This is a genomic window from Aquimarina sp. AU119 (assembly GCF_900312735.1).
Classification (GTDB): domain Bacteria; phylum Bacteroidota; class Bacteroidia; order Flavobacteriales; family Flavobacteriaceae; genus Aquimarina; species Aquimarina algiphila.
Genome location: NZ_OMPF01000022.1, coordinates 215,068 through 227,176, shown reverse-complemented (window position 1 = coordinate 227,176; position 12,109 = coordinate 215,068). Strand labels below are relative to the sequence as shown.

Below are 12,109 nucleotides of genomic sequence, written 5' to 3'. Positions count from 1 at the left end.
TTTGTTGTAAATTTATTTTTTATCAAAGTCTATACTTACCGAGTTTACGCAATATCGCTGACCGCTTGCTGTAGGGCCATCATCAAACACATGACCGAGATGACTACCGCAGTTTGCGCACAATATTTCTGTTCTTATCATACCATGTGAGGTATCTCTAACATATTCGATACTTCCTTCTATGGCTTCATCAAAACTGGGCCATCCACATCCAGAATCAAATTTTGTAGTGCTATCAAATAAAGCAACATGACATGCCATACATTCATATGTACCTTTATCAAAATGCATATTGAACTCTCCCGTAAATGGTCTTTCTGTTCCCTTTTGTCTTAATACTCTATATTGTTCTTCTGTAAGTTCTGTCTTCCATTCAGCTTCAGATTTCTGTATCGGATATTTACTCATTTCTTCGATTCTTTTGGTGTAAAAATTAAAGCATCTCCATTTATACAATGTCTCATTCCTGTAGTTTCTCTTGGGCCATCATTAAATACATGGCCTAAGTGTCCTCCACAAGTTCCACATAACAGTTCTGATCTTGCATATCCTAATTTATGATCAACATCTTTATCTACACTACCTTTTACAGCACGATCAAAACTTGGCCAACCAGTACCGCTATCAAATTTATGTTCACTCTCGTATAATGGAGTGTTGCAAGCCGCACAATGAAATGTACCCTTTACATATAGCTTGTTTAAAGGGCTAGAGAAAGGTCTTTCTGTTCCGGCTTGTCTGAGAATATAATATTGGTCAGAGGTTAAGATTTTTTTCCATTCGGCATTAGTCTTACTAACTGAATATGTCTTTTTTTCCTTAACTGTTTTTTGTTGAGCATTACTTGTACAGCTAATTGTTAGAACTCCTAAACATATTAAAATTAAACGTTTCATGTTTTTTTTTGAATAAAGTTAAATAAAGTTTTAATTAATAGTCGTACAAATACTCTATGAATAACGTATCAACAACTATTCCAAAATAAAATTTTCGATTTTGGAGATAACTTCTAGAGTACCTAAAATTTTTCTATGACCTAATTGTTCAGTTATCAGTAGCTTACCATTTGTCAGGTTATCATTGATTTCATAAGCTGCACTATAATGAACATCTACATCATTTTTGTCATGTACTACCAAAGTGGGGATATTAACACCCGAAGCGGAAATTGCACCAGAATAATTGTCAAGATCTTCACCATATCTTTTATCAAAATATGCTTTTAGTAAACGAGCTACTTTTTTATTTAATTGTAAGTTTTTTGCGAAATTTTTGGTTATAGCAGTAATACTATTTGCAGTACCTATAATTACCAATTTTTTAATTTGTAAACCATATTTTGTAGCTCTTAGGAGTGACATTCCTCCTAAAGAATGCCCAATTGCTGCTTCAAAAGGACCGTACATTTCTTCTAACTGATAAATCGTTTCTATAAAATGGGGTAACATTGTTCTTTTTCCAGGAGAATCTCCATGAGCCGGAGCATCAAAGCTTATGGTGCTATATCCTTTTGCTATTAAGGCATCAGCTATTTTCGAAAGTTGTGTACCACTTCCTGACCAACCATGTACAAGAAGAATTTTCTTTTTTGAATCACCATAAGTATATACCATAACCTCTCTATTAATTTTTCTAATAAAGATTTGCTCTTTTTTGCTTGTAGCATACATTTTCTTTTCCCTTTCAGGGATTTTATAGCCAAATGGTGTCAAAAATATTCTAGCTGCAAATCTCGAGGCTAAAAGGGGGGAGATCCAATTTAGAATTTTCCCTGTATATAAAATAGATTTGGGAATTAGAAGGGTTTGAACGGGAATTAAATCTTTATCCTCTTTATTCATTATAACTATTTCGCTTTTATAAATGTTAAAATTAAAACAAGAAACCCCTTTCAGTTAAACAATTATGATTAATTAACATTCTAAAAAAAATGAGTGAACAAATATATTTCTCTAATTCCTTTATATAACCTTTTAAAGTATTTAATTTTGTAGCTTATTTTTTAATAGAGGGCTACATGGGATTACAACCCACAGGGATAGGTAAAAAAGAACAAAAAGTACTATATGATTACCAGAAACGGGATATAGACAAGATATTTAGTCGCTTACAAGAGTTTCCAGAAAAATATAATCTATTATATCAACTTCCAACAGGAGGGGGAAAAACTGTTATATTTTCTGAAATAGTAAGAAGGTATATTGAGTCTTCCAGAAAAAAAGTAGTTGTTCTTACACACCGTATAGAGCTTTGTGGTCAAACCTCTAAAATGCTTACCGAATTTGGAGTTAAAAATAAAATTATAAATAGCTCGGTAAAGCAACTCGATGATCAAAACGAGTATATGTGCTTTGTTGCTATGGTCGAGACACTGAATAATAGATTAAATGAAGATCATTTAGAACTCGATAATATTGGAATGGTTATTATTGATGAGGCACATTATAACTCATTTAGAAAGCTCTTTCGTTTTTTTAAAAATTGTTTTATCCTGGGAGTAACCGCTACACCGCTTAGTTCTAATATGAAACTTCCCATGAAAGATAATTATAATGAATTGATTGTTGGAGATACAATTAGTTCATTGATAAATAGCGGATTTTTAGCAACTCCTGTTATATATACCTACGATGTAGGGTTAGGGTCTCTTAAGATAGGAATGAACGGTGATTATACTGTAAAATCATCAGAAGAGTTGTATACAAATATGTTAATGCAAGATAAATTGTTGTATTCATATGAAGAAAGAGCAAAAGGTAAAAAGACACTGATTTTTAATAATGGGATCAATACATCCATTTATGTGTATGAGACCTTTAAAAAAGCAGGATATGCTATTCGCCATTTGGATAATACGAATAGTAAACAAGAAAGAGAAGATATTTTAGCATGGTTTAAAAATACTAAGGATGCTATACTTACTTCGGTTAGTATTCTCACTACGGGTTTTGATGAGCCTACAGTAGAATGTATTATACTTAATCGGGCAACAAAATCACTTACATTGTATTTCCAAATGATTGGTAGAGGATCCAGGATTCTGCCAACCAAACAAGAATTTTCTATACTGGATTTGGGCAATAACACGGCGAGATTTGGTTTATGGAATTCTGATGTGGATTGGCAATCTATATTTAGGTCTCCTGATTTTTATTATGATAATCTAGTGGGGGATGAAGAGATTGAACGTAATTTTAAATACGTACTTCCTGAAGATTTAAGAAAAGAATTTTCAAATTCTGAAGATATTGATTTTGATATTGAAGAAGAATACGCAAAAACAAAACGTTTTGGATTGAGAAGTCTTACCGTTCTTGAAAAATCCATAGAGCAACATGCAAAAATGTGTGTTCAGAATAGTGAAGATGTTTTTGATGCTCGAATTTTGAGCAAACTTTTGGATCAGGATATAGAATATAGGGTACGTCGATATTCTTATTGTATTAGTAAAAGTACCAAAAACTATCGGGATTGGTTGGAAGAGGATTATAAACGAAAACTGAGATCCAAGATTAATCAATTATTTATGGATTAAACAATTGATTAATCTTAGGTTAGATAATGTGTTTATATTTCTATCTCCCCAACTAAATAAAGTACCGAATACCCGCTTAGAAAAACACGATCTCCTTCAATTCTACATTCTAATTGCCCTCTTCTTGCTGATAATTGTTCTGCAAAGAGATGTTTTTTATTTAATTTTTCTGCCCAAAAAGGAACAAGAGAAGCATGAGCTGAGCCTGTTACAGGATCTTCAGGATGTGCTTCTGGATTGGCATCAAAAACGCGAGATACAAAATCAACATTTTTACCTTTAGCAGTAATTATAGTGCATAAATATGGAAGTTCTTTAAGTGCTTCTAGGTTTGGCGAAGCGTTTAATATTTCTTTCTCAGAAGAAAGTGTAATAATTAAATCTCTTGCTGCATAAGTCGCAATAGGTTTTACTTTAAATGCATCATATACTTCTTTTGGAATTTCAATTGGTGCAGGCATCCTAGAAGGAAAATCTAAAGTGATTGACCCATTATCTTCTTTTTTTGCCTTAAGTATTCCACTTTTTGAAGAAAATGTAACTTCATCTATAGATGTATCCAGATAATTAAAAATGATATAAGCAGATGCTAATGTGGCATGTCCACATAAATCAATTTCTTCATATGGCATAAACCATCTTATTTCATAAATATCATCTTTTTTTACAAAATATCCTGTTTCTGCCAAGTTGTTTTCTATTGCAATATTTAATAACGTTTTATCATCAAGCCAATATGGCAAATGACAGATAGCAGCTGGGTTACCTCCAAATAAAGTTTTGGTAAAAGCATCTACCTGATATATGGGTATTTTCATTGTTTTATTTTAAATGAGTTAATATTTTTTATAAATCATGCCAGTAGTATCACTAGTTAATATTTCTGTATATACATTAACTACATCTTCAATATTTACCGGGAAATACCCAGCAAATTTTTTGTTTTCAGGAAAATCACCTGCAATTGCACCAGGAGCTGCGACATTGAGCCTGATACCTCGATCAAGTTCATTAGAGGCTGCATTTACAAAACTATGTATTGCACCATTTACAAGAGAAAGTCCTACGGCATTAGGCTCATAATGTTCTGCAAGGATACCAGTTGTTAATGTAATGGAAGCATTATCTTTTAAATAGTTTTTTGCTATGTGTACTAAATTTACCTGTCCCATTAGTTTACTTTTTATTCCTACATAATAATCTTCTTCTTTAAGATCAGAAAAATGTTTCCATGATGCCGTCCCTGCGGCATTAATTACAGCATCTAATTTTGGGAGTTTTTTGAATAGATGTTTAATAGAATTCACATCTGTAATATCGATAGGGTAGTCAGTACTACCTCTATGGGCTCCATATACTTCATGACTCTGACTTACCAGTCTTTTATATATAGCTGAACCTATAGTGCCACTTGAACCGATTACTAAAACTTTCATATTTGATTTTTAATTTATATATTTTTATAATTATATATTTAATTTTGTAAATATGTTATACTAAATTTTTACAATTCTTTATTCATAATTTCTAAGAACTCTTTTATTACTTTTTCGTTCCTTTTAAAGTACGTCCATTTTCCATGCCTTGTTGCTATAAGCAATCCGGCCTTTCTCATCCCTGTAAGGTAGTGAGATATTGTTGGTTGTGATAATCCCGACTTATCTTTAATATTTTGTCCACAGACACCATCGTTAAAATGTCCTAGTTCTATATGGGGTGGAAAATTTGCTTCAGGATCTTTCAACCATTTAAGTATATCCAACCGAGTCGAATTTGCTAAGGCTTTATTTATCTCAAGAATCATTTGATTATTCATTTTACAAATATACATATTTAATTTTATAAATATGTTAAGTGATTGGAAACAATTATCGCTGCTATTACAGGGTACTTTTATGTATTTTAAAATTCTGTTTTTTAGTGTTTTATAAAAAAAATAATTTTATCTGTAACAAAATTTCATAATGCTCGTCTAGTAAATATAAGTAATAAAGAAATTGTAATTTATTGAATAAAAGTAAATTAGTTTTAACAATAGCTGTTAGGCGCTTATCTTAATACTTCTTGGGATAGGTGCTTTTCAAAAAAAAATTACTAGGTTTCAAAAAAATACATTGTTCTTTATTGACACAAAATAAAAGTTCGAACGACATAGATGAGAGCGCTTATCCTGATATTTCTTGGGATGAGTGCTTTTTGTTTTTACGGTTTTTAGTATTAAAACAGTATATATTTTGAGTTTTTCCTGTATTTGAATATCTAGTAATTGTCTTATTTTTATCATAAATATAAATTGATAATTTTAATGACTTTGTAACAGAAGAAAGTAAGTATATTTTAATGTTAAAATTAAACTTACAGATTTGTCTAGTTTCTATTATCAATATTCGATAGACCTTAATTAACCATATATATTTACACAAATGAAAATTCTTTTGAATTTAGACGGTATCAAAACTCTAAGTAAAGAAGAACAAAGTAAGATTTCTGGAGCAGCACGTTATGCTTGTGAACAGAGGGGTATATTTTGTTGTGAACTTGCACCAGGTGCGGCTATTTGCGATGCAGGTAGGTGTATAGGTATTGGAGGGTCAGGTGGTTGTCTGTGGTATTAACCATTGCTCAAAAAAAGATTTGAAAAAGAGACTGTTAATTAACAGTCTCTTTTTTTATTTGATGATTTGTTAGCCATAAATTATTGCTAAGAATAATAGTAAGTTGGTTGTGTATACAGGGCTCCATACTAATTGTGTTTCTTTAAGATATTTTACCCAAGGAGATATCTGTAGACATGAATGATTTTTTGTTGCTATCGACATACTGTATTTGATAAAGCATACACACAGGTCTTAAACCACTTTTTGATTAAATAAAGAGGTAGATTACATCATTAGAGAAAAATAATTACTAATCTTGCAAAAGATGAATATTATTCCAAATATACCCGTAAAAACAATTGCTATAAAACTAAGGCCTTCTGCAGAGAAAATGGTCAAAAGAAGGCATCCTTGGATTTTTGAAGATAGTATTATTAAACAAAATAAAGAGGGTAATCCAGGAGATTTGGTGGTTGTTTATGATAATAAAAAGAATACTTTTTTGGCTTGTGGGTTGTACGATCCATATTCTCCAATACGAGTTAAGCTTTTACACTATGGGAAACCAGTCAAAATTAATAAAGAATGGTTTGAAGCAATTATTTTAAAAGCATATGAATTAAGAAAACCTTTACTTGAAACCGATACAAATAGTTATAGACTGTTATTTGGAGAAAATGATCATCTTCCGGGATGTATTGCAGATGTGTATGATGGGGTATTGGTAATTAAGTTATATTCACAAATTTGGTTTCCGTATTTGAATTACATTGTGGAACATTTGGTTGCAATAAGCTGTTGTATTACTGTTGTGCTACGTTTAAGCAGATTGTTACAATCTAAAGGCGAATTATATGATCTAAAAGATGGTCGGGTAATCTATGGGGTTTTAGAAGAGGATGTTGTTGTTTTTAGAGAACATGGAGTGTTGTTCTCAGCAAATGTAATTAAAGGACACAAAACTGGATATTTTCTGGATCATCGCCATAATCGAAAAAGAGTAGGGGAGTTAGCCAAAGAAAAAACAGTGTTAGATGTGTTTTCTTATGCAGGTGGCTTTTCTGTGCATGCATTAGCCGGTGGAGCTAATGAAGTTGTGAGTCTTGATATTAGCAAGCATGCCTTAAATATGGCCAAAGAAAATGTCAACCTTAATACATGTAGTGGAAAACATAATATTATTGTAGCCGATGCTTTTGAAGGACTACAAAATCTGATAAATACAAATAAAAAGTTTGACATTGTGGTCATTGATCCACCTTCGTTTGCAAAACGAGAGAATGAAATTGATAAAGCAAAAACTAGCTATGCTCGACTTGCTAGGTTAGGAGCTCAATTAGTAGTTAAAAATGGATTGTTAGTATTAGCTTCTTGTTCTTCGAGAGTTATAAAAGAAGATTTTTTTAAAATCTCTGAGGATAACATTTTAAGTACTGGCAGAACTTTTGAAGTTTTAGAAAAAACAACTCATGATATTGATCATCCTATAATTTTTGCAGAAGGTGCATATCTTAAATGTGGATATTATAGAGTACATTAACTACAATGGTAACCTTTCTCTCCTAACAATATAGAAGGGGAGGTACTACTTTGATTATTTTTAATGCCTTCCGAACACGTGGATTTTTGCTTTTTTTCTTGATGAATTTTTGGTGTCATAGAAAAATGTAATATCTCTTATAATTCTTTTGTTTCCTTTTAAATCGATGACTCTTGTTGCACTTCTACGAGAAAAGTTATATCTTAATTGGATCACATCTTTTTCTCCATTACCATATTGAACAACCATTCTGTGCATATTAATAGAGCCTCCTGTGATTTTTATTTTAAGTTTTTTAAACGCTCCTTCTTTGGCCGTTACTTTTATAATATCTTTATCTAATTTGTAATTAACTATTTTGGAGCCTAAATATTCCCAGTTAGCAATATTTGAAGAAAAACTACTGGTTATCAGTAAGATAAATAATAATAATAAAGAATGGTGAATTTTTTGTGTGGCTGTATGTTTCATAGTTTATGAATGTTTTGATTTGTAATTAAGACACTTTAATTACAAAAAGGTTTAATTTCATAAAGAATAAAAAGTATTTCAAAATGAAAGCGGGATGAATTATTATAATTCATCCCGCTTTCAATAAGAGTGGTTAATATCGATAATAGTTAGTTAGAGGATAGCATTGCAAAAAACTTATCCATATTTGGTAATAAAACTATCCTAGTACGTCTGTTGATAGCCATATTTTCTTTAGAATCGTTTTCTACTAAAGGTTTATAACTGCTTCTTCCTGATGCAATTAATTTTGAAGGATCAACATTATAAGATGTTTGTAGTTTTCTGATAATTGATGTAGCTCTTTTTACACTTAAATCCCAATTATCTTGTATTACAGCATTACTTATGGTTCTAGGATCAGTGTGTCCTTCAACCATAACTTCTAAACTTGGCTCAGAGTTAATAACATCTGCTAATTTTTGTAATACTTCATCAGCTTTATTGCTTATGCGGTAGCTACCACTGTTAAAAAGCATTTTATCTGAAATAGATATCATAACAACAGTATTGTCTACGTTTATAGAAATATCGTCATCTTCTTTCAAGTTATCAGATAGATTACTTTTTAAATTGTAAGAAACTGCTAGATTCATTGAATCTTTTAAAGATGTAGCTCCTTTTAGTTTTTGTTGATCAACATTGGCTAAAGTTGCTTTCATACTTTCCTTTGTTTTATTAGAAATAGCCGCAATCCCATCTACCATCACCATTTTCTCATCATTTGATTCTTTCAAAGAATTAATTTTAGCATTATAATCAGCCACTCTGGACTCAATCTTTGCAAATTTTTCTTCTAATTCTTCCTTTTCTACTGCAGTTTTCTGTAAAGTACTACGTGTGTCTTGTAATTCTTGTTCAAGAGCAACATACTTCTTTTTAGATACACAGGATGTCATAACTAAAACTCCAGATAACGCAATTAATGTGAATGATCTTTTCATGGTTATTTAATTAATAATTAGTGTTTAATTAACTACCGCTAACTGCATTTATTGCTTTTGCAGATATTAATGTTTTCATATGAATTTCTTAAAATATGTTAATAATTTTGACAAACAATATTATCCCGTAACACTCTTACGGAAGTTCTATATCTAGATATTTTTTAAGTGTTTGATTTTCAAATTTGTATCTATGATATCATATTGTAAATCAAATTTTCTATTAAATAAAATATTGATTTGTTGTAATAACGTATTATTTTTACAGTTATATTGTAGAAGAATTTAAAGCCCGAAATCTATTTTAATTTGTAAAATGTATTGTAATTGATGTTTTTAATTAAAAAGAGGCTTGTATTTGGTTTCCTGATTCTATTATCTTTTTCTATGATATCTGCTCAGGAAATTATTGAAACAAAAGAAAAAGTACCAGTAGATCATAAAAAACTAATTTTTCAAGGAGATATAATCTACCTACCTATATATCTCAATAATATAGTTTCTTCTAATAATGAATTACTTTCAAGAGATTTAGGAGTAAAAAATAAAGAAGAATTTAATGCTAAATGGGATAATCAACGATTTAACCCATACTGGGATGAATCATTGTCTTTTCCTTTTCAATTGACTTTTCATGATACTAATTTTTCATCACCGGTTACCCGTAAGATGGTGGTTACTTCTCGTTATGGGTGGAGAAGAGGAAGGCCTCATCAAGGTATAGATATTGATCTTCAAACTGGAGACAGTGTAAGATCTATACTAGATGGTAAAGTTAGGTATGTAGGATATCATGGAGGGCATGGAAATACGGTTATAGTTAGACATTACAATGGCTTAGAATCGGTATATGCACATTTATCAAAAACATTAGTCAAGGAGAATGACGAAATAAAAAAAGGTAATGCTATAGGAAAAGGAGGAGTGACAGGAAACGCAAGAGGTAGTCATTTACATTTAGAAGTAAGATATCATGGGAAAAGTATTAATCCAGAATATTTATTTGAGTTTACAACTGATACTAAAATAAGATCAGATGTACTTTTTGTAACTAGAAAATGGGCAACACCAAGATTTCATAGATCAACAAGGAAGAGTAAAATAGTAATTCATAAATCCATTGATGATATTACAGTATTCGAAGAGCAACAAAAAAAGATTTATACGGTAAAAAAAGGGGATACCCTTCATAGAATTGCCAATAGACATGGATTAGCTGTTTCCGAAATCTGTAAAACTAATTCTATAAAATATAATACAGTACTAAAAATCGGACAACAGATAATTATCAACTAAGTACTGAATTCTCAATATGTTTATGAATCATTTCTAATAAATGATTTTTGTTATAAGGTTTTAAAATGTAATCATTTAGTCCTGCTTGAATGATTTGTCTATTTAATTGGGTTACGTCTACTGCTGTTAGAGCAATAATAGGTGTTTTTAAATCAAATTCTCTTATTCTTTTTGTTGTTCCAATACCATTAAGCTTGGGCATGTTAATGTCCATTAAAATGACATCATACACATTTTCTTTTGCCAATTTAATAGCATCAAAGCCATTATCAATAGTTGTACAATCAAATTGCTCTTTTGATAACATTTTATCTGCTACTAATAGGTTTAATTTATTGTCATCTACAATTAGAGCTTTGAATTTTGTGCCAGAATTGACCTCAAAAACAGAATTTTGATGGGCCTGTTCTTCCTTGACTTGTTGTGTTTTAAAATCAATCACAAATACATATTCTGATCCGACATGAGAATTATTCTGAATAATTATTTCTGCATTTACAGCTTCTGCCAGTCGGTTTACTATTCTTGAGTTTATACCTGTACCCAAATACCATTTTTTTTCATTTTCTACATTAATAAACTCTTGATAGATTGATTTTTGATCCTCTTTTGATACCTCATATCCATCATGAGTAATTTTAAAAGAAATTGTAGAAACATCACCTTTTTTCTTAATCAAACTTACTGAGAAATAAACATTTCCATTTTTTGTGAATCGCAGAGCATTATTTACAAGATTCATGAGTATCTGGGACAAAATTGCAGGATCTCCTTCAACAGTTTGGCTTATTTCAGCGTCAAAATCAAAGTGCAAAATGTTATCACTGTTTTCTGTCGCATAACTAAAAGACTGAACAAGATTTTGAGTAACGTCTTTTAAATTAAATAGAGTATTTTGTACAGTAACTTCTTCATTATCAAGAAAACTTACTTGAAGAATATTATTAATTAAGGTAAGTAGGTAATTTCCAGAAAACTTCAGCGATTTTATTTTTTTATCATCTTTAAGTTCTGGGTGTTCTTCTGCTAAAAGATTTGTCAACCCCATTATTCCATACAAAGGAGTTCTCAATTCTTGACTGAGAATAGAAATAAAATCTTGCTGAAATTGAACTTGTTTTTCAGATGTATTGAGTAAAGATTGCAATTCATTACTTTTCTCATCCAGCCTTTTTTTGACTCCTTGGTATTTTAACCATAAAAAAAGAATTACAGCGAATAGGATACCGATAATTATATAATATATCATACTTTATATTTAAAAACAAATTAAAAGATATAAGGATTATCTTACAAATTTAAGTACAGTTTTTTTAATTAACTTTTACAATAAGATGGGTATAATATGACATACGTTAAAATTAGAAGTTTAATTACACACTTTTGAATTAAAATAATAAGTTATCTTATAATATGCAATTCCTAAAATCGTAACGAAAAATCTAACTTTTGGAACAATATAAAAAATGGTACAAAGTTTGACAGTTTTTAATTAAAATGCTTCTTGTAAGTTATTGGCTTTCAGAGTAATTTTCGATTGTAAATAATAAACAAAATATTATAAGTTTAAGTTATAAAATATATTTAAATAACTATAAATCATGTGTTTGAATTAACAATAAATTAATTGTTGTTCATGTACAATTGACGATTTGTTATTGATTTGGCCAACTACAGAGAAGATTAA

General features: G+C 30.3%; 13 protein-coding genes. 4 read left to right on the top strand and 9 right to left on the bottom strand.

What is annotated here, in order from left to right:
- Positions 1-12 precede the first annotated feature (12 nt).
- The 3 genes from msrB (DK442_RS18910) to DK442_RS18900 form a co-directional block, all read right to left on the bottom strand.
- Complete coding sequence (msrB, locus tag DK442_RS18910) at positions 13-408, bottom strand: peptide-methionine (R)-S-oxide reductase MsrB (RefSeq protein WP_109437460.1); 396 nt, start codon at positions 406-408, stop codon at positions 13-15.
- A complete protein-coding gene (gene msrB, locus DK442_RS18905; RefSeq protein ID WP_109437459.1) occupies positions 405-896 on the bottom strand; it encodes a peptide-methionine (R)-S-oxide reductase MsrB in 492 nt (163 codons plus the stop codon). Before msrB (DK442_RS18905) ends, msrB (DK442_RS18910) begins: the two co-directional genes overlap by 4 nt.
- Positions 897-971: 75 nt before the next feature.
- Positions 972-1,841, bottom strand: a complete 870-nt coding sequence (locus DK442_RS18900; RefSeq protein ID WP_109437458.1) for an alpha/beta fold hydrolase — start codon at positions 1,839-1,841, stop codon at positions 972-974.
- Positions 1,842-2,017: 176 nt separating this feature from the next.
- Between DK442_RS18900 and DK442_RS18895 the strand changes: the two genes are divergently transcribed.
- Positions 2,018-3,535 carry a DEAD/DEAH box helicase gene (locus DK442_RS18895; RefSeq protein WP_109437457.1) on the top strand — a complete coding sequence of 506 codons (1,518 nt, stop codon included), beginning with the start codon at positions 2,018-2,020 and terminating at the stop codon, positions 3,533-3,535.
- Between the two features lie 32 nt (positions 3,536-3,567).
- Here the strand turns inward: DK442_RS18895 and DK442_RS18890 are convergent, their stop codons facing one another.
- The 3 genes from DK442_RS18890 to DK442_RS18880 all read right to left on the bottom strand — a co-directional run bounded on the left by DK442_RS18890 (position 3,568) and on the right by DK442_RS18880 (position 5,351).
- On the bottom strand, positions 3,568-4,353 hold the full coding sequence (locus tag DK442_RS18890) for a PhzF family phenazine biosynthesis protein (RefSeq protein WP_109437456.1): 786 nt from the start codon (positions 4,351-4,353) through the stop codon (positions 3,568-3,570).
- A gap of 18 nt (positions 4,354-4,371) precedes the next feature.
- Positions 4,372-4,971, bottom strand: coding sequence for a short chain dehydrogenase (locus tag DK442_RS18885; protein WP_109437455.1), 600 nt, complete (start codon positions 4,969-4,971; stop codon positions 4,372-4,374).
- Positions 4,972-5,039: 68 nt separating this feature from the next.
- On the bottom strand, positions 5,040-5,351 hold the full coding sequence (locus tag DK442_RS18880) for a helix-turn-helix transcriptional regulator (protein ID WP_109437454.1): 312 nt from the start codon (positions 5,349-5,351) through the stop codon (positions 5,040-5,042).
- A gap of 607 nt (positions 5,352-5,958) precedes the next feature.
- Between DK442_RS18880 and DK442_RS18875 the strand changes: the two genes are divergently transcribed.
- Positions 5,959-6,150 (top strand): hypothetical protein, encoded by a 192-nt coding sequence (locus DK442_RS18875; protein ID WP_109437453.1) that lies wholly within the window; start codon positions 5,959-5,961, stop codon positions 6,148-6,150.
- 307 nt (positions 6,151-6,457) lie between these two features.
- Complete coding sequence (locus DK442_RS18870; RefSeq protein WP_109437452.1) at positions 6,458-7,672, top strand: class I SAM-dependent rRNA methyltransferase; 1,215 nt, start codon at positions 6,458-6,460, stop codon at positions 7,670-7,672.
- Between the two features lie 60 nt (positions 7,673-7,732).
- Here DK442_RS18870 and DK442_RS18865 read toward each other — a convergent pair whose 3' ends face one another.
- The gene (locus tag DK442_RS18865) at positions 7,733-8,143 is read right to left on the bottom strand and encodes a DUF2541 family protein (RefSeq protein ID WP_109437451.1); all 411 of its coding nucleotides are present in this window, start codon (positions 8,141-8,143) and stop codon (positions 7,733-7,735) included.
- A gap of 149 nt (positions 8,144-8,292) precedes the next feature.
- On the bottom strand, positions 8,293-9,126 hold the full coding sequence (locus DK442_RS18860; RefSeq protein ID WP_109437450.1) for an OmpA family protein: 834 nt from the start codon (positions 9,124-9,126) through the stop codon (positions 8,293-8,295).
- Between the two features lie 330 nt (positions 9,127-9,456).
- On the opposite strand from DK442_RS18860, the gene DK442_RS18855 reads away from it, so the two are divergent.
- Positions 9,457-10,422 carry a M23 family metallopeptidase gene (locus tag DK442_RS18855; RefSeq protein WP_235010992.1) on the top strand — a complete coding sequence of 322 codons (966 nt, stop codon included), beginning with the start codon at positions 9,457-9,459 and terminating at the stop codon, positions 10,420-10,422.
- Here DK442_RS18855 and DK442_RS18850 read toward each other — a convergent pair.
- Positions 10,415-11,671 carry a response regulator gene (locus DK442_RS18850; protein ID WP_109437448.1) on the bottom strand — a complete coding sequence of 419 codons (1,257 nt, stop codon included), beginning with the start codon at positions 11,669-11,671 and terminating at the stop codon, positions 10,415-10,417. The two genes, DK442_RS18855 and DK442_RS18850, sit on opposite strands and share 8 nt — an antisense overlap.
- Between the last annotated feature and the right edge of the window lie 438 nt (positions 11,672-12,109).